The sequence below is a fragment of the Nakamurella sp. A5-74 genome, assembly GCF_040438885.1.
GTDB lineage: Bacteria > Actinomycetota > Actinomycetes > Mycobacteriales > Nakamurellaceae > Nakamurella.
In genome coordinates this window covers 3,637,106-3,663,920 of sequence record NZ_CP159218.1, presented here as the reverse complement: position 1 = coordinate 3,663,920, position 26,815 = coordinate 3,637,106, and the positions used below count along the sequence as shown (strand labels likewise).

Here is a 26,815-nt window from a genome sequence, read left to right as displayed (position 1 = left end):
GGCCGGTCAGATCGGGAGCGCGGGTTGCTGCTGTTGCACTCCGACCGCTGCCCCTTCGTGCTCCAGCAACCAGTGCTTCACCGGTAGACCCCACCGGAATCCACCCATGGTGCCGTCGGTCCGGACCACCCGGTGGCACGGCACGAAGAGAGCAGCGGCATTGAATGCACATGCTCCGGCGGCAGCGCGGACCGCTGCCGGGCGACCGGACAGCGCTGCGTACTGGGTGTAGGTGACGACAGTGCCGGCCTGCACGGTCCGCAACATGTCCCAGGCGTGGGACCGGAACTCGGCCGAGACCTGGTGCACGGCAACATCATCGATCGCAGTGAGATCACCCTCGTGGAAGGCGATGACGGCATCGGTGATGCCGGTGATGTGCGCGCGTTCGGTGAACGTGTCCGGGCGCAGCGAGGGGTGGATCTGCGGTGTCAGCGTCGACAGGTCGTCGGTCCAACCGGAGGCCAGAACCATTGCGCCGTCCGGGTTCTCATCGCCGGCCGGGGCGACGATGACGGTGAACGGGCCGACCGGGGTGGCGGTGGTGGTGGTGAGTGCGGTGCTGGTGAGCGCGGTGCTCATGGGGTCCTCTTCCGGGTCGGGCGGGCGGTGGCGGTTCTGGTGGCAGCAGTGCGGATGGCAGCAGCGCGGGCACGCTCCTGCAGCGCGATCCGCCACAGGTGCATGCCGGCGTAGGAACGGAACGGGCTCCAGTGGCGCCCGGCGGCGGCGAACGCGCGGTCGGTCGAGGGCACCCCGATGAGCGCCGCGCCTTGACGGAGCACGAGATCACCCTCGAGCAGGACGTCCGGATCGCCGAGCACCCGCATCGCGACGTAGCCGGCTGTCCACGGGCCGATTCCCGGCCGCGCCGTCAGCGCCTCCAGCAGGTCGGTCGTGCGTCGGCCGGCGTCCACGGCCAGTTCGCCGGACGCCATGGCTGCGGCGGTGTCGACGATGGTGGCCGCCCGTCGACGAGGACCGCCGATCGCCTCGGCGCCGAGTGCGGCGATGGCGGCGCTGGACGGGAACAACAGCGTGATGTGATCGTCCGTCACCGCCGGCCGTTCGCCGATCCGCATCGCCAGGCGAGCGCCGGTGGTGCGAGCCGCGGCGACCGATACCTGTTGTCCCAACAGGGTTCTGACCAGCGTCTCCGGACCGTCCACGGCACCGGGCAGACGGAGCCCCGGCAGGTCCGCGATCTCTGCGGCGAGCGCCGGATCGGCCGCAAGGGCAGCATCGATGCCCACCGGATCGGCGTCCGCGTCCAGTAACCGGCGGCACCGGTCGACGGCGGGCGCCAGATCCGAGAGGTGCTCGAGCCGCAGAACCGCATCGACGTGGGTCCTGGGTCCTGGTTCCGGCGCGTCGGGCGGGAACACGAGTTGGACGACGCCGGTTCCGGCGGGCAGTCGCAACGAGCGGGAGTACGTGCGGCCCTCGACGTGCTCGACCCCGGTGAGCGCATGGTCGGCGAAGAAATTCAGCAGGGCGGTGGACGCGAACGGCGTCCGGACCGGCAGCCGCAGCCGGATCGTCCCCGGAGTTCCGGCCGCCGGTCGACCGGCCCGGCGCAGCATGCTCGGATCGGTGTCGAACACCTCCCGCACAGTGTCGTTGAACTGTCGGATGGAGGAGAAGCCGGCCGCGAAGGCGACGTCGGAGATCGGCATCGCCGTCGAGGTGAGCAGCACGCGGGCGGTGTGCGCGCGCCGTGCGCGGGCCAGGGCGAACGGCGAGGCTCCGAGTTCGGCGGCCAGCAGCCGTCCGAGGTGGCGCGGGGTGTAGCCGAGTCTGCGAGCAAGGCCGGGGACCCCTTCGCGGTCGACGACCCCATCACCGATCAGCCGCATCGCCGCGCCGACGGTGTCGCGGCGGACGTTCCACTCCGGTGAACCGGGAGCGGCGTCGGGCAGGCAGCGCTTGCAGGCCCGGTAGCCGGCGGCCTGCGCGGCTGCCGAGGTGGAGTAGAAGTGCACGTTCTGTCGCTGCGGCGTGCGCGCCGGGCAGCCCGGCCGGCAGTAGATCCGGGTGGTGCGGACGGCGGTGAAGAACTGGCCGTCGAAGCGGGAGTCCTTGGTCTCGATCGCCCGATAGGCGGTATCGGGGTCGGGGAGCAGATCGGTGGTCACAGCAACCACTCTGCCCGTTGGCAGAGCGGTGTACCAGCGGGATTCGGACATGGCAGTGGAGCTTCATCGTTCGCATCCGGGATGATCGCCGGATGGTGCACACAGGAGACTCTCCGGAGCCCACCCCGACCCGGTGGGCGCAGGAGCTCATCGGCGACGACTGGCAGGCGTACTCCGACCGGTTCGCGAAGCTCTTCGCCGAGGGCGCCGATGTCGACGGTGAAGCGCGGTTCGCCGACATGCTCGCTGCTCCGGGGTCGCGCATCCTCGACGCCGGCTGCGGTCCCGGCCGGGTGACGGCGGCACTGCAGGCACGTGGTCACGACGTGATCGGGGTGGATGCCGACGCCGGGTTGGTGGCCGACGGCCAGGCCAGGTATCCGGGGGTGGCGCTGTTCCACCGGGATCTGCTCGAGCTCGACGCCGACTGGCTCACGCAGGCGGGCGGTCCGACGGAGTTCGACCTGATCGTCTGTCCCGGCAACGTCATGGTCTTCCTGGCTGCCGGCAGCGAACGGCAGGTGCTGCACCGGATGGCTGCGGTGCTGCGTCCCGGTGGCCGGGCCGTCTTCGGCTTCGCCACCGGTCGCGAGTACACGATCGACGACCTGGACAGGGATGCCGCATCGGTCGGCTGGGTGTTCGAGCACCGGTTCGCCACGTGGCAGCTGGATCCGTTCACCGCGGGGGCCGGCTGGGCGGTCACCGTGTACCGCGCGCCTTCTACGGCCGCCGACGCGGCGGATGCGGGTGCGCCGAGCACCTAGAATCGGGACCTGTGAGCCTCACCCTCGGAATCGTCGGCCTGCCCAACGTCGGCAAGTCGACCCTGTTCAACGCCCTGACCAAATCGGACGTGCTCGCGGCGAACTACCCGTTCGCCACGATCGAGCCCAACGTCGGCGTCGTCCCGCTGCCCGATCCACGGCTGGCGGATCTCGCGAAGATCCACTCCTCGGTCAAGATCGTCCCGGCGGTGGTGTCGTTCGTCGACATCGCCGGCATCGTCAAGGGCGCCAGCGAAGGGCAGGGCTTGGGCAACAAGTTCCTGGCCAACATCCGCGAGGCGGACGCGATCTGCCAGGTGGTGCGGGTCTTCGACGACGGCGACGTGATCCATGTCGACGGACGGGTGGATCCGCTGGCCGACATCGAGACCATCAACACCGAGCTGATCCTCGCCGACTTGCAGACGCTGGAGAAGGCGATCCCGCGGCTGGAGAAGGAGGCCCGCAACGCGAAGGACCGCAAGGCGGTGCTGGAAGCGGCGCAGGAAGCCAATGCCGTGCTGGACAGCGGGAAGACGTTGTTCTCCCAGCGCGCGACGCTGGACCTGCCGCTGCTGCGCGAACTGTCGTTGATGACGGCCAAGCCGTTCCTCTACGTGTTCAACGCCGACGAGGGCGTGCTCACCGACGAGGCCCGTCGCGCCGAGCTGACCGCCGCGGTCGCGCCTGCCGACGCGGTGTTCCTGGACGCCAAGGTCGAGGCCGAACTGCTCGAGCTGGACGACGAGTCGGCGCTGGAGCTGCTGGAGTCCGTCGGCCAGAGCGAGCCCGGCCTGTATGCATTGGCGCGCACCGGTTTCCACACCCTCGGGCTGCAGACCTACCTGACGGCCGGCCCCAAGGAGTCCAGGGCCTGGACTATCAAGCAGGGTGCCACCGCCCCCCAGGCGGCCGGCGTCATCCACACCGATTTCGAGCGCGGCTTCATCAAGGCCGAGGTGGTCTCCTACGCCGACCTGATGGCCGCCGGTTCGATGGCCGCCGCCAAGGCCGCCGGCAAGGTGCGCATCGAGGGCAAGGACTACCTCATGCACGACGGCGACGTGGTCGAGTTCCGCTTCAACGTCTGAGCGCGTTCCGCAGTGGAGAGCTGTCTGCATCGCCAGTGATGCAGCTACGATGCAGTGATGAGAACCACTGTTGATCTGCCGCCTGCACTGCATCGGCGCGCTTTGGAGTTGGCGAGGCTCCGGGGTCAATCGTTGTCGACCACATTGGCCGAACTGGCCGCCCGCGGCCTGAGCGAGCTGGACGAGCCGGTTGTCGTCCGCACCGATTCCGTATCCGGCTTCCCGGTCATCAGCGTCGGGCGCCGGGTCACGTCGGACGAGGTCGCCCATGCCCTCGACGAGGACTGATGATCCACCTGCTCGACGCAAATGTCCTGATTGCGATGAGCATCGCCGAACACGAACATCACGCGCGGGTGTCGTCCTGGCTGTCGACGATCGATCGAGTGGCTGTCTGCCCGATCGTCGAGGGCTCGTTGGTCCGGTTCCTGGTGCGCGTGGGAGAGACGGCAGCTGCCGCGCAACAGGTACTGCGCGCGCTGCGCGCCGAGCCGAGGTGCGAATTCTGGGCCGATGATCTGTCGTTCACAGACGCTGACATCGGTCACGTCCGTGGCCATCGCCAAGTGACCGACGGCTATCTCGCGGCACTGACTGCGACCCACGACGACGCGCTGCTGGCGACGCTCGACGAGGGCCTCACCCGCGTGCGACCGACGCTCACCCTGCTGGTGCCGCCGCTTTGACGGCATTGCGTCAGCAACAGTCGCGGGCTTGCCTCCGCTTCCGGAAGCGGGTCGGGACGACACCGGCGGTCAGCGCTCGACGTTCTCCAGATCGTCCAACAGCGACGGGTGGATCGGCGTCCAGCCCAGGGCCTCACGGGTGTGCGCACTGGAGGCCGGTTGGTCCATCGCGAAGATCGCGCCGAACGGCCCGAAGCTCTCCTCAGGCATCGACCGCACCGGCAGCCCGAGCCGTCGACCGATGACCTCTGCGATGTCCTTGACGGCATCGCCTTCGTCGGCCACCGCATGCCAGCAGGTGCCGGCCGGCGCGGATTCCAGCGCGATCCGGAACAGTGCCGCCGCGTCCCGAGCATGGACCGCCGGCCAGCGCTGGGTGCCGTCACCCGGACAGCCGGAGACTCCGGTGCGTCGAGCCTGCGCGGTGAGCATTCCGGCGAACCCGCCGTCACCGTTGTCGTGCACGGTGCGCGGCAGCCTGATCGCGGTCGCTCGCACGCCTCGATCGGCCAGCGCGAGCAGCGCGTTCACCGATCGACCACGCCCGCCGACCGGTCCGTCCAACGGGAGCGGGTCGGCTTCGGTCGAAGCGCGACCCGGAATCCACGGGGTTCCCGAGACGGTGACGATCGGCCGGTCGGTACCGATCAATGCCTCACCCAGGGCGTCCATCGCCGCGCTCTCCTCGGCGATGGACGCCACCACCGCTTCGGGAGTGCCGTAGTCGCGCCCGAAGGCCAAGCTGATCACCCCGTCGCTCTGCTGGGCTCCCTGCCGGAGGACGTCGAGATCGGCCAGGCCGCCGCGGAGCACCAGTGCCCCTGCGTCGAGCAGCGTGCTTTCTCCCTCGTCGGAACGGGCCAGGGCCAGCACGGTGTGGTCGTGGTCGAGCAGTTCGGCGACGACTGCCGAGCCGATGGTGCCGGTGCCGCCGGTGACGAAGACATGCATGGGGTGCTCCGAGTGGTGTGATGGGACTGTTGTCCCATCACCGTAGCAGCTGTACGGGACAAGTGTCCCATCACTAGGATGGTGCCATGGCGCGATGGCAGGCGGATGCGAGAGGGCGGCTGGTGCTCGCGGCGGTCGACCTGTTCACCGAGCATGGATACGACTCGACGACCGTCGCGCAGATCGCCCAGCGCGCAGGCGTCACCAAGAGCACGTTCTTCCGGCACTTCAGCGACAAGCGAGAACTGCTGGTCGCGGGTCAGCAGACGCTCAGCCGGTTGCTCGCTGACGGGATCACCGAGGCTCCGGCCACTGCCACTCCGCTCGAGGCCGTCGCCCGAGGTCTGGAGCGGGCATCGAGCGAGCTGGGTCCGGCCAATCACGACCTCGGTCCGCGTCTGGCTGCGGCCGTGGCGGCCAGCACCGAGCTGCAGGAGCGTGACGCGCTCAAGAGCGTCGGCATGGCCGTCGCGATGCGCGAGGCGCTCGTCGGCAGGGGCATCGCCGATGCCACCGCTCAGCTCGCCGCCGAGCTGGGGGTGCTGGCGTTCAAGCGAGGTTATGAACGGTGGGCGCAGAGTTCGGCCGAGGAGGCCGGCGACCTCGCACCGCATGCCCTGGCCGCGTTGCAGGAGCTGCGGGCAGCGACCGCGGCTCTCGGGTGAGGCGCGACATGACCAGACGGGTGATGTTCGTGCAGCTCAAGACCGGCTTCGACACCGACCGCGGTCCCTCGTGGATCTGCTGGGTCGACTTCAATCGTTCCTGGAAGACTGCCCGGTTCCACGGCCGTGAGCTCCGGCGATTGCCGCCCGGGGGTGCAGGCGATGGCAACTTCATCGACGTCGGGACGGACGAGCTCTTCTGGTTGTCCGGCCCGAAACGTGATCGCTCCGATCTGCGATACGGTCCCGGATCTCCAGAGGTCGACGATGATGTCCAGGACGAATATCGGGCGTTCCTCGACGGCGGACCGCTGCCGGGCCGGGAGCAGGGTTGATCGTGCGGACTCGATCGACGGGTGGCGACAACACATGGGACTGGATGACGATCCCTTCGAACACCGGATCACCAAACCGGCGCTGGTGCAGATCAGCCGGGAGGTGCCCCCGGTCATGGGCTTCACCCTGCTCACGCCAACACGGGGACGAGACGGCCGTGTTGCGGATGCACGCCGGCAACGGCGAGCACGTCGAGATGGACCGGCGCGCCGACGACGCCTTCGATGCTGCGTTGGCCGACGTGGGCTCGCCTGTCGGGACCTCGCTGGGGGACACTCTGAGCGCCTACTTCCGGTGGGCCAATGTGCGGATGGCTGCTCATCACCGCAGTCCGGACGAGGTGGCGCCCGGTCAGTCGATCCCGCGCTGGTCGTGGGACGGACCGGTGACGGGCGACGTGATCCGGAAGAAGTAGCTGTCGATCCGGGCCGGATCCCAGTGGTGCGATTCGGCGAGGCCGGCGGCGATGAGCGCCCGATAGGTGGCCGACGGTGCGGTGTGCGACACCGCGCCCGCGCCGTGCGGGGAGGTGAACGTCAGCATCCGGACCCCATCGCGGACGCCCACCTCGATCAACGTCTCGTACCGGCCGGGGCCTGCTGTGTGCCGCCCGCCTTCGAACTCGTCGATGACGATGCGCTGCAACGGATCCGCCGGATCCGGCAGGCGGTGCATCTCCTGCGCGGCGACGTCCGCGAACTGGGCAGCGGTGATCAGGTACGCCCGCGCGGGCGTCGGTCCGTGCTCGTCGTGGTCGTAGAAGGCCATCCCGCCGCCCCAGGTCTTCGACTCGCCCGCAAAGTAGATGCGGCCGGGCAGTTCGACCGCCGCGTCGTCGAGCGGTTCCGTGCGATCGAACGCCCCCGCATACTCCCGGGCCGAGCCGGCGATCCGGCCGCCCTGCAGATAGGCCAGGAAGCGGGCGCGAGACAGGTTGGAGCCGTAGCTCACGTACCAGACCAGCGCGCTCGGTTCCACGACTGCAGAGACTAGGAGATCCGCTCACAGAAGCGGTCGCCAGTGATCGAAATCCGCCCCTGGGAGCCGAATATCGGTCACTGAGGACCAGTTCTGTGAGCAGTTCAGCGAGCAGCCAGGGCGGCGCGGATCTCGGCGATGAAGTACGTGGGGCTGTTGGTGAGCATCGCCATTGTGAAGCGCAGTACCCGCCACCCGGCTCTGATCAGCGCATTCTGCCGGGTGCGATCGGTCTCGAAGATGTCCGGATCGTCTTCGTGCAGTCGGCCGTCGATCTCGACGGCGAGCAGTTGGCCGCGGAAGGCGATGTCGATGCGGTAGAGCTGACCCTGCACCCAGACCTTGTGGTTGGCCTTCCAGCCGGAGCGGATGCCTGCCGCATCGAGCAGCTGATGGGCAAGTCGTTCGGCATGGGACCACGGCTTGTGACGCGACCGGACAAGGGCCCGGCACTTCTCTCGGTTTCCGGCACGGTGCGGGGTGGCGCGCAGCGCGGCCCACAGGTCGTCCAGCGATACGCGCCGGGAACGAAGCGCTCGATCGATCGCGTCGGTGCCCTGGGTCCCGACCGTATCCAGCGCCGCCAGAGCGGGAACCGCGAGCCGAACCCGCCGTGAGTCGTCGATCAGGTCGGTCGGCAGTGACCGCCGGCTGAAGCGGTATCCGGGTGATCGGGTCGCACTTCGCGCAGCCACCTCGATCTCGGTGACCCGCAGCTCCGGCCAGAAGCTGACCTCGGCAGCAGCCTCGCCGACGATCACCGCGTCCGAGTCCCAGGCTGCGACCGCAGCCATCCGCCAGCGCAGGTCGTCGGCGATCTCCGGGACCAGTAGAACGCCGGGCAGGGTGCGCACCAACTGGCCGGTGCGGAGTGCCCAGCCGATCGCTGCGGTGTGCTCGGGGTGGTCGCGCCGGGCGATGATCGGTCCGTTCGCGGTGAGGAAGTCGGCAGGTCGCATGAACAGCAGGATCGGCCGGTTCCGCGACGTGGCGAGGTCATGTCGATCGGAATGTGGAGAACTCAGTGACTGTGGACAACCGCGACTCCCAGGCTGCGCTCACAGAAGTGGACCGCAGCAATCAGGAAGTCCCCGCGGAGGGCAGGTTTTGATCACTGGCGACGTGTTCTGTGAGGAGATCTCGTCGCACTTCGTTTGTTCGATCAGCCGCGGTGGCACGAGGGGACGGGAGGCCGCTCGATGAGCAACCAGGGAGCAGATCACTACCCTGCTCGGATGGACTCCACCAAGTCGGCGTCACCGGCGCAGATCGCTCATCCTGTCCCCACCCCACCCCAACCGACCTCGCTGCCACCACTGCCGCTGCACACCGAGCGATTGTCGATGCGGGGCTTGCTGATCGACGATCTCGACGACGTGCACGCGTACCAGAGCCTGCCGGACGTCGCCCGGTATCTGTACCGGGATCCGCAGACCCTGGAACGGACCCGCGAGGTGCTCGCGAAGGTGTCTGCGCTGCGGTTCTCCGGGGAGGGCGACGCCCTGGTGCTGGGCATCCAGCAGCGCGGCTCCACCCGGGTGATCGGTGAGGTGATCCTGAAGTGGACCTCCGGACCGGCGCGGCAGGCCGAGGTCGGCTATGTCTTCCACCCCTCGGTCGCCGGCCGCGGGTACGCCACGGAGGCCGCCAGGGCCGTCATCGACATCGCCTTCGGCCACTACGGTTTCCACCGCGTGTACGCCCGGCTCGACGAGGAGAACAACGCTTCGGCGGCGGTCTGCCGCCGGTTGGGGATGCGCCAGGAGGCCAGGCTGGTGGAGAACGACGTGCGCGAGGGGGTCTGGGGGACGGAGCTGATCTTCGGAGTCCTGGAGAGCGAGTGGTCGTCGAGGTAGGCCACCTCTGGGGCAGGATCAGGGCGTGATCGATCCGCACGCCGCGACTGCCAGGCTCTGGTATCGCTCTCCTGGCCGGCTGGTCGTCGCGTTCATCGCCGCCTGCGCGATGTCCGTGCTGGTCGCTCTGACCGCCTCGACCTGGCTGCACCAGTTCGATCTGCGGATCTACTTCGATGCGATCGCCTGGTGGCACCGGGGCAACGACGTCTATTCCTACAGCCAGCCCGACGCACTGATGGGCAGTCTGGGATTCACCTATCCGCCGTTCGCGGCCGTCGTGCTGTGGCCGATCGGGTGGATGACGTTCCCGGCGCTGCAGATCGTCATGCTCGCGCTCATCGTGGTGTGCGGAGCTGCGTGCGTTGCCCTGGTGATCGCCCGCACCGCTTTGATCAGGGGCAGGTCACTGGCCGCTGCTGTCCTGGTCGCCACCCCGCTCGCCTTCACTCTCGAACCGTGGCGGCAGAACCTGTCGCTGGGCCAGATCAACCTGGTGCTGGCGGCGCTGATCACCGTCGACCTGCTGAGGGTGTCGGTGCACCGGCCGCGGTGGACCGGGATGGGGATCGGGTTGGCCATGGCGCTCAAGATCACCCCCGGCGTCTTCCTGCTGCCGCTGCTGGCGACCCGACGCTGGCGAGCCCTGGCAGTCGCTGTCGGTACTGCGGCGGTCGCCACTTCTCTGGCCGCGCTGGTGCTGCCGTCCGCCAGTTGGCGGTTCTTCACCGACTACCTGTGGGACACCGCCCGCGTCGGCGACGTCAGCAACATCCAGAACCAGTCGGTGCGCGGCTGGATCAGCCGGGTGATTCCCGACCAGCTGGTCCAGGCGATCCTGTGGGCCGTGGTGTCGGTGGTGGTGGTGCTGCTCGCTCTCGGCGCCGTCGTCAGGACGGAGGCCCGATCGGCGCCGGTTGCCACGCTGGCCGTCACCGGACTCGCCGGGATCCTCGTCGCCCCCGTCAGCTGGATGCACCACGCGGTCTGGGTGATGCCCGCGCTGGCCTGCCTGGTGCAGCGCTTCCTGGAGATCCGGCGGACGACGGGCCAGCCTGCCGACCGCCGGCTGGTGCTCGCCCTGGTGATCAGCGGGGTCATCGTCTGGTGTCTGCACCCGGGGACGTACCTCAGCCCCGACACCGACTATGCAAGCGCCGGTCTCGGGATCCGGCTGCTGTCCGGACTGCCGGTCCTGTGGTGCCTGGTGTTCCTCGTGGTGGCGCGGCTCCGCCCGGAGCTGCTGGCGGCGCGACCGGCCGCGACCAGCGGCGCGGGGACGCGATGAGTGCGACGAGGTCGAGGTGGTCGTGGCTGGAATCCCCGGTCATCCCGGTGTTGGTGCTGCTGGTCTCGCTGTGCCTGCATCCGTTGGTCATGGCACAGGGAGTCGACGGGTTCCGGATGATCGATCTGCGGGTGTACGTCGCCGGTCCGCTGCATCTCGGGGACGGCATGCTCTACTCCTTCCTGACGCCGAAGGAGGATCTGCCCTTCACCTATCCACCGTTCGCCGCGATGGTGTTCTGGCCGCTGGCCCAGCTGCCGTTCGCGGCCGCCGCGGTGATCTGGCAGGTGCTGAGCGTCATCCTGGTGGCTTGTTCGCTGTATCTGACGCTGCGGCTGCTCGGGAAGACCGGACCCGGCGGGCATTGGGCCGCGCCTCTGGTGCGCGGGGTCGTGCTGTTCGGGACCGCGGTCGCGCTGTGGGTGGAGCCGGTGCGGACCACCTTCAACTACGGGCAGATCAACCTGCTGTTGATGACGGTGCTGCTGCTGGGCGCGGTGGCGACCAAGGACTGGGTCGCCGGTGTCACTGTCGGGCTGACCGCGGGCATCAAGCTGATCCCCGCCGTCACCGGCCTGTTCTATCTGCTCTCCCGACGGTTCTCCGCGGTGGCCGCAGCGGTGGCGACCTTCGTCGCGACGGGACTGCTGGCGCTGCTCGTCGTCCCCGATCTGACCGGGCGGTACTTCACCGAGCTGATCTTCGAACCGGAGCGCACAGGAGTGGTCGCGGCGGTCCGAAACCAGTCGTTGCGGGGAGCGATCGACCGGCTGGCGGGGGAGGACTCGACCGTCCTCTGGGCCGTCGCCGTGGTCGGTGTGATCGTGCTGGGGATCCTGGCCGCCGTCGGGTCGCTGCGGGCCGGCGACCGCCTCGCGGCCTTCCTGGCAGTGCAGTTCATCGGTCTGGAGATCTCGCCGATCTCCTGGAACCACCACTGGGTGTGGGTCCTGCCGCTGGTGCTGTGGTGCTGGTGCGGCCCTCGGCGTGCGGAGCGCGCCGTGCAGTGGCTGGCCGGCAGCTGGGCGGTGGTGACGTTGGCATTCCTGATGCCGCTCCTCGCGGCCCAGGAGGCGAGGACCTGGGGAGCCGGGGAGCCGCTGGCGCTGTGGGTGAGACTGCTCGGTGCCGTCTATCCCGTGCTGGGGATCGCGACCCTGGTGGTGTTGCTGACAGTCGGACGCAGAGCGGTGGCCGCTGCGACCCAGGTCCCCGCAACCGCGTAGCGTCACAGGAGACACGGGAGTCCGGTGCGCCGGGCTGAGAGAGGGACACGAAGTCCCTGACCGTCGAACCTGATCCGGATCATGCCGGCGCAGGGACGTCCTCTCATCGATCACCCGTGCTGACCTTCGGGAAGGCACCCCATGACGTACTCCACCCTCCGGTGGCGCGGCCGCCGCGCTGCCCTGGCGCTCACCGCCGCAGCGTTCACGCTGACCGCCTGCGGTTCGGCCGCGACACCGGCACAGAGCGGTGGCCCGACGCCGTCGACGAGCGCAGCGGCGAGCTCGCCATCCAGCATTGCGTCCAGTGCTGCGTCGAGTTCCCCGTCGAGCACTGCGTCCAGTGCTGCGTCGAGTTCCCCGTCCAGTACGCCCGCCGGCACCGGATCGACCCGCAACGCCGCCGGCGGTGGTGAGGTCACGCTCGTCACCCACGACTCGTTCAACATGACCAAGGACGTCGTCGCGAAGTTCCAGCAGGACACCGGGATCACCCTCAAGATCATCGCCCAGGGTGACGCCGGTGCGATGGTGAACCAGTTGGTGCTCACCAAGAACAAGCCGCTGGGCGACGTAGCGTTCGGCGTCGACAACACGTTCGCCTCCCGCGCCCTGGACGAGGGTGTGTTCGCGCCCTACACCTCGCCGGCGGCCGGTAACGGCAGTACCACCTACTCCGCCGCCACTGATGGCCGGCTGACCGCGGTGGACTACAGCGACGCCTGCGTCAACGTCGACGAGAAGTGGTTCGCAGGCAAGAACATCCAGCCGCCGACCAGCTACGAGGATCTCACGCAACCGCAGTACAAGAATCTGTTCGTGGTGCCCTCGCCCGCGACCAGCTCACCGGGTCTGGCGTTCCTGCTGGGGACGATCGCGCACTTCGGCGCCGACAAGTGGCAGGCGTATTGGCAGCAGCTCAAGGACAACGGGGTGAAGATCACCGCCGGCTGGAACGATGCGTACACCGTCGACTTCTCCGGCTCGACCGGTAAGGGTGACCGGCCGTTGGTGCTGTCGTACGCCTCGTCACCGCCGTTCGAGGCCGCTGCCGGGGACACCGCGGCGCCGACGGCTGCACTGCTGGACACCTGCTTCCGCCAGATCGAATACGTCGGAGTGCTCGAGGGCGCGCAGAACCCGACCGGCGCCCAGAAGGTCGTCGACTGGATGCTGAGCAACGGGTTCCAGGCTGCTGTCCCCGAGCAGATGTACGTCTACCCGGTCGATGCGCACACCGCGCTGCCGGCGGACTGGAAGAAGTTCGCACCGGTGGCCACGGCGCCGGCGGAGATGGATCCGGCCGAGATCACCGCGAACCGGGAGGGCTGGATCTCGTCCTGGTCCGATCTGATGGAGAGCTGAGAACGCCGATGTCCGCCCTGGCGGGAACCCTGGAACGGGCGCGGCCGCCGGTCGGCCTTCCCCCGTCCGGTTCCCGACGGGCGACCGGACTGATGGTCCTGGCCGCGCTGCCGGTCGCGGCACTGGGGCTGTTCTTCCTCTATCCGGTGGGCACGCTACTGGGCCGTGGGCTGCTGGAGGACGGATCCTGGCAGCTGGGGGCATTCGGTGAGGTGTTGGGACGCAGCAGGATCCGGCAGATCCTCTGGTTCACGGTGTGGCAGGCGGCAGCCTCCGCCGGGCTGTGTCTGCTGCTCGGAATCCCCGGTGCGTACGTGCTGTACCGCTGTTCGTTCCGCGGCAGGGGAGTGGTGCGCGCCCTGGTCACGATTCCGTTCGTGCTGCCGACCGTGGTGGTGGGATTGGCGTTCCGGACGCTCTTCGCAGACGACGGTCCGCTCGGTTCCTGGGGGTGGGACGGGACCGTCGGCGCCATCCTCGCGGCCCACGTGTTCCTCAACTACGTCGTCGTCGTGCGCACTGTCGGCGCATCCTGGGCGGGTCTGGACGATCGGGAGGTGCTCGCCGCACGCAGCCTGGGGGCCGGACCGGTACGCGCGTTCGCCACGGTGACACTGCCCGCACTGATGCCAGCCGTACTGGGTGCCGCCTCGATGGTGTTCCTGTTCTGCGCCACCAGCTTCGGGATCATGCTGGTGATGGGTGGCGGCCGCTACCGGACCCTGGAGACGGAGATCTACCGGCAGACGGTCGTCATCTTCGACCTGCGGACGGCGGCGGTGCTGTCAGTCGTGCAGATCGTCGCCGTCGCGGTACTGCTGGCGATCACCGGGCTGCTCCGGTCGCGGGCCGAGGCGACCTGGCGGACGGCCTCGACGCTGCGGCGCGGGATCACCAGGGGCGCCGTCCCCGCGGTACTGATCACTGCCGTCACCGTGCTGGCGATGGTGGTGCCGATCGCCGTGCTCGTGGTGCGGTCACTCCGCACGCAGACGAGCACGGGAGCAGGATGGGGGCTGGACAACTACCGGGCCCTCGGCACCCTGGGGGCGGACAACATCATGCTGGTGCCGGTCACCACGGCGCTGGGGAACTCGTTGCGGGCAGCGGTGTTCGCGGCCATCGGCGCCCTCGTGGTCGGCCTCGCGGTGAGTGCACTGCTCGCCCGACGCCCGCGCAGCACGGCGGGGCGACGACTGCTGTCGAGCGTCGATGCGGTGATGATGCTGCCGCTCGGGGTGTCGGCGGTGACGGTCGGCTTCGGGTTCCTGATCGCCTTCGATTCCGCGCCGCTGGACTGGCGGGGTCAACCGTGGCTGGTGCCGGTGGCGCAGGGATTGGTGGCCATGCCCCTGGTGGTCCGGATGATCCTGCCGGTCCTGCGCTCGACCGATGACCGACTGCGACAGGCGGCCGCGGTGCTCGGGTCGTCACCGCTGCGGGTGTGGCGGGACGTCGACCTGCCGATCGTCTCGCGAGCCCTGGCCGGAGCTGCTGCGTTCGCGTTCGTCATCGCGATGGGCGAGTTCGGCGCCAGCAGCTTCCTGGCGACCCCGCAGAATCCGACCCTGCCCGTCGTCATCGGCCGGTTGATCAGCAGGCCCGGCGCGGCGAACACCGGTACTGCGCTGGCTGCGGCGACGGTGCTGGCCGTGACCTGCGTGCTCGCCGTGCTGCTGGTGGAGTCGTTGGTGCGGCGCGGCGACCGACGCAACGCTGCCGACCACCTGGGAGGGTTCTGACGTGCTCGAGATCGATGCGCTGAGCGTCCGCTTCGGGTCGGGGGCGCAGGCCGTCACCGCCGTCGACGCCGTGGATCTGACAGTGCCGGACGGCGAGGTGCTGGCCCTGCTGGGTCCGTCGGGCTGCGGCAAATCGACGCTGCTGCGGGCGATCGCCGGAATCGAACGACCCACGGCGGGCCACATCTGCTGGGACGGAACGGATCTCGTGCACACTCCCATCCATCGACGGCGGTTCGGGCTGATGTTCCAGGACGGTGCGCTGTTCCCGCACCGCACGGTGGCCGGCAACATCGGGTACGGCCTGCCGTCGGGGGGCGACCGACCTGCCGAGATCGACCACCTGCTGGAGCTCGTCGGGCTGCCCGGGTACGGGCAGCGCAGGATCCATGAGCTGTCCGGTGGCCAGGCCCAGCGGGTCGCACTGGCCAGGGCGCTGGCGGCGAAGCCGCGGCTGCTGCTGCTGGACGAGCCGCTCGCCGCGCTGGACGCCGCACTGCGCGGCCGGATGCTCGAGGTGATCCGGGAGGTACTCGACACCACCGGGACCACGGCGGTGTTCGTGACCCACGATCAGCAGGAGGCCTTCGCCGTCGCGGACACCGTTGCCCTGATGCGCGACGGCCGGATCCACCAGCGCGGCGCCCCGGTCGATCTCTGGCGCGCACCGCTGGACGAATGGTCGGCCCGGTTCGTCGGCTACCAGCTCATCCTGCCTGCGGCACACGGTATTCGGGGGTTGCCGCGGGGTCCGCTCGCGCTGCGCCCCAGTGCACTGCGGGTGGTCACCCCCGCGCCGTCCGGGTCTGCACCGTTCGGGTCTGCACCGGCCGGGACTGCTGCAGTGCTCGCCGGCGTGGTGAGCCGGGTGCGCGCCACCCCGGACGGCGTGGTGCTCGCTGTCAGGGTCGGCGGCCACCTGCTGCCGGCGATGGCGTCCGAATTGCCCGAGATCGGGGACGAGGTCCGGTTGACGGTCGATCCGGCGGGGATGGCCCCGCTGCCCACCGACCCCGGGCCGGCGCAGCGGCAGCCACCCAGCTGAGGCAATCGACACGGGTGCGGCTGGCAGAGTTGACCCTCGTGACAAGCCTTCGTGTCGGATCCCTGCTCGACGTCCCGGTTTCCGCGCTCGGCCACGCCCTCGGCGAGGCGGACACCTTTCGCCGCGCGGCCCGGGCGGCCGGCGGGCGGGCCCGGGTGCTGCGCGACGGTGTCCCGATCGGGGAGACAGCGTTGGGAGACGCCAGTGCCGTGCTCCAGGACAGGGACGTGGTCAAGCTCTCGGGCGGGGCCCGGTTCGACTCACCGGTACCCGGATCCACCGCGTGGACGGTCACCACCGAGCCGGATGGTCTGCCGGTACTGCGGGCCGGGCACGGCGGCATCCTCGGGTTCGAGATCACCGCCACCGCCGCCGGCGCCCTGACGGAGGTGGCGGTGACGCTCCATGGCGGCAACGTCCGAGCCGCTGCGGTCCGTCGTCGGGTGCTCAGGTTCGGCGAGCTGCTGCTCGGAATCGCGCTGCTGATCGCCGAGCAGACCCCGATCGTGGTGGCGGGTGCCGTCGTCGCCGAGCGCGACGGGCGGCCGAAACTGCTGGTGGCGCAACGAGGTCCGGCCAGGTCAGGTGCGGGCCGGTGGGAGCTGCCGGGCGGCAAGGTCGAGCTGGGGGAGTCCGAGCAGCAGGCGCTCACGCGGGAACTGCGGGAGGAACTCGCGCTGCAGGTGACGGTGCAGCACCGGTTGGTGGTGGAAGTGCCGGGGCTGCCGGGCGGCGCGGTGCTCCGCGTCCACCGCTGCGCCACCGACGACGAGCCGGTGCTCATCGAGCACACTGCCGTCCGCTGGCTCGCCGGCGACGAACTGGCCGACGTCGACTGGCTGGATGCCGACCGGGTCCTGGTCCCGGCACTGCAGGAATTGCTGCGCCGCTGACGGCGAGGTGATGAGGTGGCCGACAGAGGACAGCTGCATGAATCGTGATGGACACATGCCCGTCATCGTGGGCATGGCACCATGTCACGATCACGCGCACCGCAGCACGACCGAACACCAGCATCGAACAGTCCGATCGACGTTCCGACCACCGCCTGAGGTGGTCGTCCCCGAAGTAGACGGAGAACAGCATGCGGAATTCGACCACCCAGCCCCGCGGCCTGCGGGCCGCACTGATCGCCGGCGGCCTCGCCGTCGTGCTGACCACTGCCGCCTGCGGCAGTGACGCTGCCCCCGGTTCGAGCGGCTCCACCCCGGCGGCCAGCACCACCGCGGCCTCCATGACGGAGTCCAGCAGCACTATGGAGTCCAGCAGCGGTATGGAGTCCAGCAGCGGTATGGAGTCCAGCAGCGGTATGGAGTCCAGCAGCGGTATGGAGTCCAGCAGCGGTATGGAGTCCAGCGGTACGGAGTCCAGCTCCGGCGAGTCGAGCTCCGCGGGATCCAGCAGCGGCGGGACCAGCGCCAGCGTTGCGATGACCGGGTCAGCGCCGACCGCGCTGACGGATGCCGAGAAGACCGCCGCCAAGGCGACGCTGGTCGATCCGGCGTCGCTGACCGTGTGCACCTCGCTGCCGTACCCGCCGTTCGAGGGTGACGACGGCACCGGCAAGGTGACCGGCTTCGACATCGACTTCATGGACTGGATGTCCGAGCAGCTCGGGGTGACCACCAAGGTCGTCTCCATCGACTTCTCCGGCATCAAGTCGGGCCAGGCGATGGCCTCCAAGAACTGCGACATCGCCGCGGCTGCCATGACGATCAACAAGGAGCGTCAGGCGGTCATCGAGTTCTCCGACCCCTACTACGACGCCTCCCAGGCACTGATGGTGCTCAAGGACAGCCCCGTCACCGACCTGTCCGGGCTGAAGGGCAAGAAGTTGGGCGCCCAGACCGGCACGACTGGCCTCGAGTACGCCAACGCCAACGCTGCCGAGTCCGGTTACACCGTCGTTGAATACCAGAACATCTCGGACGAGGAGCAAGCACTGCAGACCAACGCGATCGATGCGGCGATCCACGACCAGCCGGCGCTGAACGACTACGTCAAGCAGCAGGCGGGCGCGGTCCAGATCGTCAAGAACTTCAACACCGGCGAGCAGTACGGTTTCGGTGCCGCGAAGGGCAACACTGCACTGATCGCGGTGGCGAACTTCGTCATCAAGCAGTCGCAGTCGGACGGCAAGTACGAGGCCAGCTTCAAGAAGTGGATCGATTCGAGCGCGGGCTGATCGGGTCGTCGGAAGACGGAGTGGGATTCCGATGACTGAATCCGGTGCGGGTCTCGGTGGTCCGCCCAGCACGGACGCCCGACGTAGGGGACTCACCCGCAGCCAGTCCACGTTCGTCGTGCGTTCGGCGCAGTACCTGGCACTGATTGCCGTGATCGTGGTGATCGCCCTGATCGGCGATTGGTCCCGCTTCAACACCCAGTTCCTCAACCTGGACACGGTGGGGAAGACCTTCCCGCGGATGCTCAAGGTCGGTCTGGTGAACACGCTGCTGTTCACCCTGGCCGCCTTCGTGGTGGCGCTGGTGGTCGGGCTGGTCGTTGCGCTGATGAAGATCAGTTCGTTCTGGCTGTATCGGGCGCTCGCGAACATCTACATCGAGATCTTCCGTGGGCTGCCCGCACTCGTCGTGCTGTTCCTGGTCAACTTCGGGTTGCCCGTCGTGTTCCCGGACTCCGAGTTCGTCCGGAACTTCTACGTGAAGGTCGGTCTCGGGCTGGGGCTGACCGCGGCGGCGTACGTCGCAGAGACGATCAGAGGTGGAATTCAGGCCGTCCCGCGCGGGCAGACGGAGGCGGCCCGGTCACTGGGTATGTCCCAGGGGCGGGCGATGGCGACGATCGTGCTGCCACAGGCCTTCCGGATCATCATCCCGCCGATGACCAACCAGCTCATCTACCTGGTCAAGGATTCGTCCCTGGTCTACGCGCTCGGAGTCACGGCGCAGCAGTACGAGCTGACGAAGCTGGGTCAGCTGTTCGCCACCGGCGGCGTGACCGGTATCAACGCCGGCTCCACCCCGCTGATCCTCAGTGGCGTGTTCTACCTGGTGATCACGTTGCCCCTGTCGCAGGTCGTCGCGGCACTGGAGCGGCGCCAGGCGAAGAGGAGGTTCTGAGATGGCCATCCGTCGTGGGCAGGACATCGAGGCCGGCAGGGCCGGGACCATCTCGGTGCGGGGATTGGTCAAGAAGTTCGGCGAGGTCGAGGTGCTCAAGCAGATCGACCTCGAGGTCGGTCAGGGCGAGGTGGTCTGCGTCATCGGGCCGTCCGGGTCCGGCAAGTCGACGCTGTTGCGCTGCGTGAACCTGCTGGAGCAACCCACGGCCGGGCAGATCATCGTGAACGGTGCGGACGTCACCGACGTCGAGTGCGACATCGATTCGGTACGCCGCTCGATCGGCATGGTGTTCCAGCAGTTCAACCTGTTCCCGCACCTCACGGTGCTGGACAACCTCACCATCGCGCAGCGACGGGTGCTGGGGCGCAGCAGGTCGGAGGCAGAGAAGGTCGCCATGGCGAACCTCGACCGGGTGGGGCTCGCCCACCGGGACAAGGCCTTCCCGGCCCAGCTGTCCGGTGGCCAGCAGCAACGTGTCGCCATCGCCAGGTCGCTGTCGATGGAACCGGACCTGATGCTCTTCGACGAGCCGACGTCAGCGCTGGATCCGGAGCTGGTGGGCGAGGTTCTCGCGGTGATGAAGGGGCTGGCCAAGGAGGGGATGACGATGATGGTCGTCACCCACGAGATGGCATTCGCCCGCGATGTGGCCGACCGGGTCGTGTTCATGGACGGCGGCTACCTGGTCGAGCAGGGAACCGCGGAACAGGTGATCGGCAACCCGCAGGAGGAGCGCACCAAGAGTTTCTTGTTCAGAGTGCTGAACCCGACGGCGATAGAGGAGGGCGATGCCCGGGAGGGCACACCCTTCGGCGGGCCACCCGGCACGTATCCGCCGGCCGGCCTGGACACGAGCCTGAACAAGTCGTCGGGACGCTAGTTCGTCCGACCTCCCGGCGCGGGTCCGGCGAAGGGGTCCTGCAGCACGCACCGGTACCCCACCGAGAGCCATCGGTGGGGTACCGCTGCTGAGGGACTGGTCACGTCGGAGCCCGCGGACACCCCGACTGATGGCGGCGGCCCGGTAAGTTGGTCAATTGGCCTGCCCTCAGGGCGGCGCCGATCCCGAGACCTTCCCCGAGCTCCAGGAGTACCCAGCCACATGGCCATCAGGTCCGATCTTCGCAATGTCGCCATCGTCGCCCACGTCGACCACGGCAAGACGACCCTGGTCGACGCCATGCTGTGGCAGTCGGGCGCTTTCCGTGAGGGCAGCGCGCACACCGACCGGGTGATGGACTCCGGCGACCTGGAGCGCGAGAAGGGCATCACCATTCTCGCCAAGAACACCGCGGTGCACCGCACCATGCAGACGCCCGGCGCTGCGCCGGGCGAGACCACCGAGATGATCATCAACATCGTCGACACCCCGGGCCACGCCGACTTCGGTGGCGAGGTGGAGCGGGCGCTGATGATGGTCGACGGTGTCGTGCTGCTCGTCGACGCCTCCGAGGGCCCGCTGCCGCAAACCCGCTTCGTGCTCCGCAAGGCGCTGCAGGCGCGGCTGCCCGTCGTGCTCGTCATCAACAAGACCGACCGCGCCGATGCCCGGATCGACGAGGTGGTCGACGAGACCTACGGCCTCTTCATCGATCTGGACGCCGACGAGGAGCAGATCGAGTTCCCGATCGTCTACTGCGCCTCCCGCGCCGGCCGCGCCAGCATGAACAAGCCGGGCAACGGCGAGATGCCGGACCACGAGAACCTCGACCCGCTGTTCGACACCCTGCTGGCCGCCATCCCGGCGCCGGAGTACACCGAGGGCGCGCCGCTGCAGGCGCAGGTCACCAACATCGATGCCTCGCCGTTCCTGGGCCGCATCGGCATGTGCCGGATCATCGAAGGCACCATCACCAAGGGCCAGCAGGTGGCCTGGATGAAGCTCGACGGCACGATCGAGCGCACGAAGATCACCGAACTGCTGATCACCGAGGCCCTGGACCGGGTGCCGGTCGAGTCGGCCCGGGCCGGCGACCTCATTGCGGTAGCCGGGATGGCAGAGATCACGATCGGCGAAACCCTCGCGGACCCGGAGAACCCGGTCGCACTCGAGCCGATCACCGTCGACGAGCCGGCCATCTCGATGACCGTCGGCATCAACACCTCGCCGCTGGCCGGCCGCGACGGTGGCAAGAAGCTCACCGCCCGCCAGGTGAAGAACCGCCTCGACCAAGAGCTCATCGGCAACGTCTCGATGCGCGTGCTCAACACCGACCGACCCGACACCTGGGAGGTGCAGGGCCGCGGCGAGCTCGCGCTGGCGATCCTCGTCGAGCAGATGCGCCGGGAGAGCTTCGAGCTCACCATCGGCAAGCCGCAGGTCGTCACCCGCGAGATCGACGGCAAGCTGCACGAGCCCTTCGAGCGACTGACGGTCGACGTGCCCGAGGAGTACCTCGGCGCCGTCACCCAGCTGCTGGCCGTCCGCAAGGGCCGCATGGAGACCATGACGAACCACGGCACCGGCTGGATCCGGTTGGAGTTCCACATCCCCTCCCGCGGCCTGATCGGCTTCCGCACCGAGTTCCTCACCGACACCCGCGGCACCGGCATCGCGTCCACGCTGTTCGACGGCTACGGCCCGTGGACCGGACCGATGCGCACCCGGCCGTCCGGGTCGCTGGTCGCCGACCGCGCCGGCCGGGCCACGCCGTTCGCGATGTTCGCGCTGCAGGAACGCGGTGCCATGTTCATCCCGCCGACCACCGAGGTGTACGAGGGCATGATCGTCGGCGAGAACTCCCGCTCCGAGGACATGGACGTCAACATCACCAAGGAGAAGAAGCTCACCAACATGCGGCAGTCTAGTGGCGACGAGCTCGTCCACCTGGTGCCGTCGCGGGCGCTGAGCCTCGAGCAGAGCCTGGAGTTCTGCTCCGACGACGAGTGCGTCGAGGTCACTCCCATCTCGGCCCGCATCCGCAAGCTGGTGCTCAACGGGAGTGAGCGGGCCAGGACCCGTTCGCGGGCCAAGAACCAGACCTGAGCGCGCCGGGGCCGGAGCCGTGCGGGGACGGGATCTCGTCTCCTTCGTCGCTCGATCACCGTGGGTCGCTGCGTCCGGGGTCGTGCGGGGACGGGGTCTCGTCTCCTTCGTCGCTCGATCACCGTGAGGACGCTCGCTCTACCCTGGTCACTGTGAGACGACCCGTGCGTGCGCCCGTGCTGCGGGCGCTCGCCCTGGGTGCCGCACTTGCGCTGGCCGGCTGCACGCCACCCGGTCTGCCGGTCCCGCAGCCACCGGATCCGTCTTCCAGCAGTGCGCCGAGCGTGTCCACCGGCGGCTCCTCGCCGAGCCCGTCGGTGAGTGTTTCGGGCCCGGTCACCACCCCCGCGGCGGAGGATCCGTCGCTGACGATCGGCCTGGACGCGGTCGTCACGGGATTCAACCCGTACGCGATCGCCGACGCGTCCACCGCGACCACCGCGGTCGCTGCGCTCACCCTGCCGTCGGTCTCGGTGGTCGATGAAGCGGGACGACGGCAGCTGGACGGCACCGTTGTCACGTCGGCGTCGGTCACCTCCACCGATCCGTTCACGGTGACCTACGAGATCTCCCGGGCCGCGTCCTGGTCAGACGGAACACCTGTCACCGCAGAGGATTTCCGGTATCTGCGGGACCAGCTCCAGCAGCAGACCGGGGTCCGCGGCGCGGCTCCCTATGCGCTCATCACCGGCATCGACTCAGCGGCGGCCGGCAAGCAGGTGAGGATCACGTTCAGCACTCCGGTCGCCGACTGGCAGAGCATGTTCTCGCCGCTGTTGCCCGCACACATCCTCAAGGACGCCCCCGGCGGGTTCCTCGGCGGGCTGTCCGGAGGGGTACCGGTCACGGCGGGGCCGTACCGGTTCTCCGGTTTCGATGCGGTCACCGGCCAGATCACGTTGCGCCGCAACGACAAGTACTGGGCGGCCCAACCGGGCCCCAACGGCGTGGTGCTCCGGCTGGGAACCCCGACCGAGCTGGTCGCCGCACTCGGACGGGGTGATGTACAGGCAGTCCTCCTCGAGCCCGGAAACGCTGCTGCGCAACAGCTCTCGGCATTGATCCCACCGCCCGACCGCACAGTGGTACCGCTCGCCGCCTCGGTGACGCTGGTGATGGACACCACTGCCGGGGCCACTGCGTCGGCGGACGTCCGGCGGGCGATCGCTGCCGGGCTCGTGCCGGACGTACTCGACGACGCCTACACCGGATCACGTCCGGACGGTCTGCTCCCCAAAGGCTCGCCGGTGCAGCTGCCGGCCGTCGACGCGGCTGCCGGCACGCGGCCGCCGGGGGTCTTCGCGGACCCCACGGCTGCGGCCGCTGCCCTGGCCGCGGCCGGATGGGAGCGCGGAGCGGGGGCGGCCGTGCTCAAGGACGGTCTCCCGCTGACGCTCACCCTCGGCTATCCGACGCGTATCCCTGCGCTGGCCCGCACGGCCCGGCTGATCCAGACCCAGCTGGGCCGCATCGGGATCGGTGTCGACGTGGTGGCCGACAACGACGTCATCGCCCGGCTGGGGCAGCCCGCTGCCGGCGGGCGACACGTCGACCTGGCCCTGCTGGAAGTGCCACGCGGAACGTCGGATGCGATCGAGGCGATCTCATCCTACGGCTGCCCGGTCGGAGGTGCGGCGCCGGCGGTCACCACCCCGCAGTCGACCGGCGCATCGACCAGCTCATCGGCCGGTGCGAGGACGACGGCAGGCTCCGGTACGAGCGGCGCAGCGAGCGGGACCGGCGCGGCGAGCGGGACCGGCGCCACCCCGCCGACCACCACTACCGGGATCGCCGACCCGCCGGTCTCGACGGTCGGCACGACCGTCGAGGAGAGCCCGGGCACGGCCGGCACGACGACCGAGGACCCGCCCGGATCCGGGGGAGCGGTCGCCGACCTGCGGCACGGCGCCAACCTCGCCGGCTGGTGCAACGCGGATTTGCAACCCACGCTGCTGCAGCTGCTCGCGGACGGCACGGAGGGCAGCGCTGGCCGGCAGGTGCTCAGCGACGTCGGCGCTGCGGTACTCGCCGCGCTGCCGGTGATCCCGCTCGGCCAGCCGCAGGCTGTGTTCGCCGTGGCGCCGGAGCTCCGGTCGGTGCTCAGCGGCAGCCGCGCCGGCTGGCTGTGGACCGGTCCGCTGGCCGGCCTGGCCGGTTGGGACCACCGCTGAGGACAAGGAAGATCTGCGGTCGCTCTGCAGCTGCGCAACAGATCCACCGCTCACAAGGTGACTTCGATGTAAACCAGTTGCGCCGAATGGACGCTTTGCGGTCACCCTTTGGTCACGATCTCCGCACGGGGGTTCCAACAGGCGGGATGGTCCGCCATTGTCGGCGGGTCAGATACGACAAGGGAGCAACCGCGCGCCCGGCACATGTCTACGGTCGATGGGGGCCGCAGGATGGGGTCCGTCGGTCTCCGAGGAGGACTTGATCCATGAGAAGAACACGCGCAGTGGCCATCACTGCTCTCGCCGCAGTCTCTGCATTGGTGGTCTCCGCCTGCGGCAACACCGGCCAGCAAGGCGGTGCGAGCTCGCCTGCGGCAACGTCCGCGACCTCTGGCCCGGCTACCTCGGCGGCCACCTCTGACGGCGGGGGTTCCACTCCCTCCACCAGCGGCAGCGATGGTGCGGGAACCGGCAGCAGCGGGAGCGCGGGAACCGGCAGCAGCGAGTCTCCGAGCAGCGGGGCCACCCCGCCCGGCGGCGAGAGCGCCTGTGGCACGCCGCACGGCGCGTATCCGGCGCCGGCCACCAAGGGCGGCAACGTCAACGTGTCCTTCAACGAGGGCATCTCCTCGTGGAACAACACCACCTCGCACGGCAACTCGACGTACAACGCCAACGTCGCGTACCTGACCCAGGCCCAGAGCTTCTACTACAACGACAAGCTCGAGTTGGTCAACAACGACCAGTACCTGCAGTGCTCGCTGGTCTCCAAAGACCCGCTGACCATCAAGTACACACTCAACAAGGCCGCCAAGTGGTCCGATGGCACCCCGGTCGGCGCTGCTGACCTGTTGCTCTCCTGGGCCGCTCAGGGTGGGCATTACAACACGGGCGTCCTGGCCACCGACGACAACGGCGTGCCGCTGCCCAGCAGCGCGATCGCGTTCGACTCCGCCGCGCCGTCGATGGAGCTGGTCACCAAGTTCCCGGAGCTGTCCGATGACGGCTTCTCGATGACGATCGTCTACGACAAGCCCTTCGTCGACTACCCGTTCCAGTTGCAGTCCGGCATCGCCGCGCACGCCGTGGCTCAGAAGGCGCTCAAGATCGACGATCCCGCCGCCGCCACCGCCAAGCTGATCGAGGACCTGAAGGCCTTCGACGGCAAGACGACCGAGAAGACCGACGCGGATGGCGTCAAGTTCGTCGACGCCTCCAAGGTCGACAAGGCCGCCGTCGCCGACGTGAAGAAGATCGCCGACACCTGGAACACCGGCTTCGACTTCACCGAGCTGCCGGGTGACAAGTCGCTGTACCTCTCCACCGGCCCGTACGTGCTGTCGGAGATCAAGAAGGATCAGTACATGACCTTCACCCGCAACCCGAACTACGACGGCAGCTGGGGACCGGTCCCGTCGGTCGACCAGATCACCTACCGCATCATCGGTGACGCCATGGCTTCGGTGCAGGCGCTGGCGAACCAGGAAGTCGACATCATCCAGCCGCAGGCGACCGTCGACGTGCTGGGTGCTGCCAACAACCTCAAGGCCCAGGGCGTCACGGTGCTGACCGGCGACGGCGCGACCTACGAGCACGTCGACCTCGCGCAGAACAACGGCGGTCCGTTCGATGCCAAGACCTACGGTGGCGACAAGCAGAAGGCGCTGGAGGTCCGTCAGGCCTTCCTGAAGACCGTCCCGCGTCAGCAGATCGTCGATCGACTGATCAAGCCGCTGAACCCGGACGCCGTTCTGCGTCAGTCGTTCAACGTCGTGCCCGGCTCGCCGGACTACGACAGCGTCGTCGCCGACAACGGCTCCAAGGACTGGAGCACCGTCGACATCGAAGGCGCGAAGGCGCTGCTGGCCAAGGCCGGCGTCACCAGTCCGAAGGTCCGCTTCATGTACGCCGACAAGAACGTCCGTCGCGCGAACGAGTACAAGCTGATCTCCGAGTCGGCCGCCCAGGCCGGTTTCCAGGTCGTCGACGGCAAGAACGCCGACTGGTCGTCGCAGCTGACGAACACCAAGATCTACGACGCCGCCCTCTTCGGATGGCAGTCGACGTCGATCGGTGCTTCGCAGATCCCGCCGAACTTCATCACCGGCGGTCAGAACAACTTCTACGGTTACTCGAACAAGACCGTGGACGGTTACCTGAACGAGCTGAACATCACCCCGGATCCTGCCAAGCAGAAGGAGCTGATCCTGAACGTGGAGAAGGCTCTGTTCGAGGATGCCTTCGGCACCGTGATCTTCCAGTTCCCGGACATCACGGCGTTCAACGCCAACAAGGTCAAGAACGTCTCGACCATCTCGCTGGCACCGACCTACTTCTGGAACTTCTGGGAGTGGACGACCGCGAGCTGATCTCGCACTGACACCCACCGGCCGGCGGGCGGAGTTCGCTCCTCCGCCGGCCGCTGGGTGTCGCACGCAGAC

Annotated in this window: 26 protein-coding genes and 1 riboswitch; of the genes, 20 read left to right on the top strand and 6 right to left on the bottom strand. The window is 68.7% G+C overall.

Features of this window, described 5'->3' with window-relative positions; translation table 11 throughout:
• Positions 1-6 precede the first annotated feature (6 nt).
• Together ABLG96_RS16785 and ABLG96_RS16780 are read right to left on the bottom strand one after the other, a co-directional pair.
• Positions 7-582: a methylated-DNA--[protein]-cysteine S-methyltransferase gene (locus ABLG96_RS16785; RefSeq protein WP_353648474.1), complete on the bottom strand. Its 576-nt coding sequence runs from the start codon at positions 580-582 to the stop codon at positions 7-9.
• Positions 579-2,135, bottom strand: a complete 1,557-nt coding sequence (locus tag ABLG96_RS16780; protein ID WP_353648473.1) for an AlkA N-terminal domain-containing protein — start codon at positions 2,133-2,135, stop codon at positions 579-581. Before ABLG96_RS16780 ends, ABLG96_RS16785 begins: the two co-directional genes overlap by 4 nt.
• Before the next feature lie 92 nt (positions 2,136-2,227).
• Between ABLG96_RS16780 and ABLG96_RS16775 the strand changes: the two genes are divergently transcribed.
• From ABLG96_RS16775 to ABLG96_RS16760, 4 genes are read left to right on the top strand one after another with little or no spacing between them, the layout of a single operon-like run.
• On the top strand, positions 2,228-2,902 hold the full coding sequence (locus tag ABLG96_RS16775; protein ID WP_353648472.1) for a methyltransferase domain-containing protein: 675 nt from the start codon (positions 2,228-2,230) through the stop codon (positions 2,900-2,902).
• An 11-nt stretch (positions 2,903-2,913) separates the two neighbouring features.
• Entirely contained in the window at positions 2,914-3,993 is a 1,080-nt protein-coding gene (ychF, locus tag ABLG96_RS16770) for a redox-regulated ATPase YchF (protein WP_353648471.1), read from the top strand.
• A gap of 57 nt (positions 3,994-4,050) precedes the next feature.
• Positions 4,051-4,281 (top strand): hypothetical protein, encoded by a 231-nt coding sequence (locus tag ABLG96_RS16765; RefSeq protein ID WP_353648470.1) that lies wholly within the window; start codon positions 4,051-4,053, stop codon positions 4,279-4,281.
• Complete coding sequence (locus ABLG96_RS16760; protein WP_353648469.1) at positions 4,281-4,679, top strand: TA system VapC family ribonuclease toxin; 399 nt, start codon at positions 4,281-4,283, stop codon at positions 4,677-4,679. The genes ABLG96_RS16765 and ABLG96_RS16760 overlap by 1 nt, the downstream gene beginning before the upstream one ends.
• 69 nt (positions 4,680-4,748) lie before the next feature.
• On the opposite strand, the gene ABLG96_RS16755 is transcribed toward ABLG96_RS16760, so the two are convergent.
• Entirely contained in the window at positions 4,749-5,630 is an 882-nt protein-coding gene (locus ABLG96_RS16755) for an SDR family oxidoreductase (RefSeq protein WP_353648468.1), read from the bottom strand.
• A gap of 86 nt (positions 5,631-5,716) precedes the next feature.
• Between ABLG96_RS16755 and ABLG96_RS16750 the strand changes: the two genes are divergently transcribed.
• The 3 genes from ABLG96_RS16750 to ABLG96_RS16740 all read left to right on the top strand — a co-directional run bounded on the left by ABLG96_RS16750 (position 5,717) and on the right by ABLG96_RS16740 (position 7,046).
• A complete protein-coding gene (locus ABLG96_RS16750) occupies positions 5,717-6,295 on the top strand; it encodes a helix-turn-helix domain-containing protein (RefSeq protein ID WP_353648467.1) in 579 nt (192 codons plus the stop codon).
• An 8-nt stretch (positions 6,296-6,303) separates the two neighbouring features.
• Positions 6,304-6,630, top strand: a complete 327-nt coding sequence (locus tag ABLG96_RS16745) for a hypothetical protein (protein WP_353648466.1) — start codon at positions 6,304-6,306, stop codon at positions 6,628-6,630.
• 158 nt (positions 6,631-6,788) lie between these two features.
• Positions 6,789-7,046 (top strand): hypothetical protein, encoded by a 258-nt coding sequence (locus tag ABLG96_RS16740; RefSeq protein WP_353648465.1) that lies wholly within the window; start codon positions 6,789-6,791, stop codon positions 7,044-7,046.
• Here ABLG96_RS16740 and ABLG96_RS16735 read toward each other — a convergent pair.
• Together ABLG96_RS16735 and ABLG96_RS16730 are read right to left on the bottom strand one after the other, a co-directional pair.
• A complete protein-coding gene (locus ABLG96_RS16735) occupies positions 6,983-7,609 on the bottom strand; it encodes a histone deacetylase (RefSeq protein ID WP_353648464.1) in 627 nt (208 codons plus the stop codon). The genes ABLG96_RS16740 and ABLG96_RS16735 overlap by 64 nt on opposite strands.
• A gap of 104 nt (positions 7,610-7,713) precedes the next feature.
• Positions 7,714-8,568 carry a DUF559 domain-containing protein gene (locus ABLG96_RS16730; RefSeq protein WP_353648463.1) on the bottom strand — a complete coding sequence of 285 codons (855 nt, stop codon included), beginning with the start codon at positions 8,566-8,568 and terminating at the stop codon, positions 7,714-7,716.
• A gap of 276 nt (positions 8,569-8,844) precedes the next feature.
• Here ABLG96_RS16730 and ABLG96_RS16725 point away from each other — a divergent pair, with 276 nt between their 5' ends.
• From ABLG96_RS16725 to ABLG96_RS16715, 3 genes are read left to right on the top strand one after another with little or no spacing between them, the layout of a single operon-like run.
• On the top strand, positions 8,845-9,465 hold the full coding sequence (locus tag ABLG96_RS16725; protein WP_353648462.1) for a GNAT family N-acetyltransferase: 621 nt from the start codon (positions 8,845-8,847) through the stop codon (positions 9,463-9,465).
• 25 nt (positions 9,466-9,490) lie between these two features.
• Positions 9,491-10,753, top strand: a complete 1,263-nt coding sequence (locus ABLG96_RS16720; protein WP_353648461.1) for a glycosyltransferase 87 family protein — start codon at positions 9,491-9,493, stop codon at positions 10,751-10,753.
• The gene (locus tag ABLG96_RS16715; protein ID WP_353648460.1) at positions 10,750-11,979 is read left to right on the top strand and encodes a glycosyltransferase 87 family protein; all 1,230 of its coding nucleotides are present in this window, start codon (positions 10,750-10,752) and stop codon (positions 11,977-11,979) included. Before ABLG96_RS16720 ends, ABLG96_RS16715 begins: the two co-directional genes overlap by 4 nt.
• A gap of 4 nt (positions 11,980-11,983) precedes the next feature.
• Positions 11,984-12,092: riboswitch (TPP riboswitch) on the top strand.
• Here the strand turns inward: ABLG96_RS16715 and ABLG96_RS16710 are convergent.
• Positions 12,090-12,410: a hypothetical protein gene (locus ABLG96_RS16710; protein WP_353648459.1), complete on the bottom strand. Its 321-nt coding sequence runs from the start codon at positions 12,408-12,410 to the stop codon at positions 12,090-12,092. (Overlaps the previous riboswitch by 3 nt.)
• A gap of 16 nt (positions 12,411-12,426) precedes the next feature.
• Between ABLG96_RS16710 and ABLG96_RS16705 the strand changes: the two genes are divergently transcribed.
• The 10 genes from ABLG96_RS16705 to ABLG96_RS16660 all read left to right on the top strand — a co-directional run bounded on the left by ABLG96_RS16705 (position 12,427) and on the right by ABLG96_RS16660 (position 26,743).
• Positions 12,427-13,344, top strand: coding sequence for a thiamine ABC transporter substrate-binding protein (locus ABLG96_RS16705; protein WP_353648458.1), 918 nt, complete (start codon positions 12,427-12,429; stop codon positions 13,342-13,344).
• A gap of 8 nt (positions 13,345-13,352) precedes the next feature.
• The gene (locus ABLG96_RS16700; RefSeq protein ID WP_353648457.1) at positions 13,353-15,086 is read left to right on the top strand and encodes an iron ABC transporter permease; all 1,734 of its coding nucleotides are present in this window, start codon (positions 13,353-13,355) and stop codon (positions 15,084-15,086) included.
• 1 nt (position 15,087) lies between these two features.
• A complete protein-coding gene (locus ABLG96_RS16695; RefSeq protein WP_353648456.1) occupies positions 15,088-16,131 on the top strand; it encodes an ABC transporter ATP-binding protein in 1,044 nt (347 codons plus the stop codon).
• A 38-nt stretch (positions 16,132-16,169) separates the two neighbouring features.
• The gene (locus ABLG96_RS16690) at positions 16,170-17,024 is read left to right on the top strand and encodes a (deoxy)nucleoside triphosphate pyrophosphohydrolase (protein WP_353648455.1); all 855 of its coding nucleotides are present in this window, start codon (positions 16,170-16,172) and stop codon (positions 17,022-17,024) included.
• Positions 17,025-17,215: 191 nt separating this feature from the next.
• Positions 17,216-18,316 carry an ABC transporter substrate-binding protein gene (locus ABLG96_RS16685; RefSeq protein ID WP_353648454.1) on the top strand — a complete coding sequence of 367 codons (1,101 nt, stop codon included), beginning with the start codon at positions 17,216-17,218 and terminating at the stop codon, positions 18,314-18,316.
• Positions 18,317-18,347: 31 nt separating this feature from the next.
• Positions 18,348-19,214 (top strand): amino acid ABC transporter permease, encoded by an 867-nt coding sequence (locus ABLG96_RS16680; RefSeq protein WP_353648453.1) that lies wholly within the window; start codon positions 18,348-18,350, stop codon positions 19,212-19,214.
• Position 19,215: 1 nt separating this feature from the next.
• The gene (locus ABLG96_RS16675) at positions 19,216-20,097 is read left to right on the top strand and encodes an amino acid ABC transporter ATP-binding protein (RefSeq protein ID WP_353648452.1); all 882 of its coding nucleotides are present in this window, start codon (positions 19,216-19,218) and stop codon (positions 20,095-20,097) included.
• 222 nt (positions 20,098-20,319) lie between these two features.
• Positions 20,320-22,203: a translational GTPase TypA gene (typA, locus tag ABLG96_RS16670; RefSeq protein ID WP_353648451.1), complete on the top strand. Its 1,884-nt coding sequence runs from the start codon at positions 20,320-20,322 to the stop codon at positions 22,201-22,203.
• 152 nt (positions 22,204-22,355) lie between these two features.
• The gene (locus ABLG96_RS16665) at positions 22,356-24,374 is read left to right on the top strand and encodes an ABC transporter substrate-binding protein (protein WP_353648450.1); all 2,019 of its coding nucleotides are present in this window, start codon (positions 22,356-22,358) and stop codon (positions 24,372-24,374) included.
• Positions 24,375-24,640: 266 nt separating this feature from the next.
• Positions 24,641-26,743 (top strand): ABC transporter family substrate-binding protein, encoded by a 2,103-nt coding sequence (locus tag ABLG96_RS16660; protein ID WP_353648449.1) that lies wholly within the window; start codon positions 24,641-24,643, stop codon positions 26,741-26,743.
• Positions 26,744-26,815 lie beyond the last annotated feature (72 nt).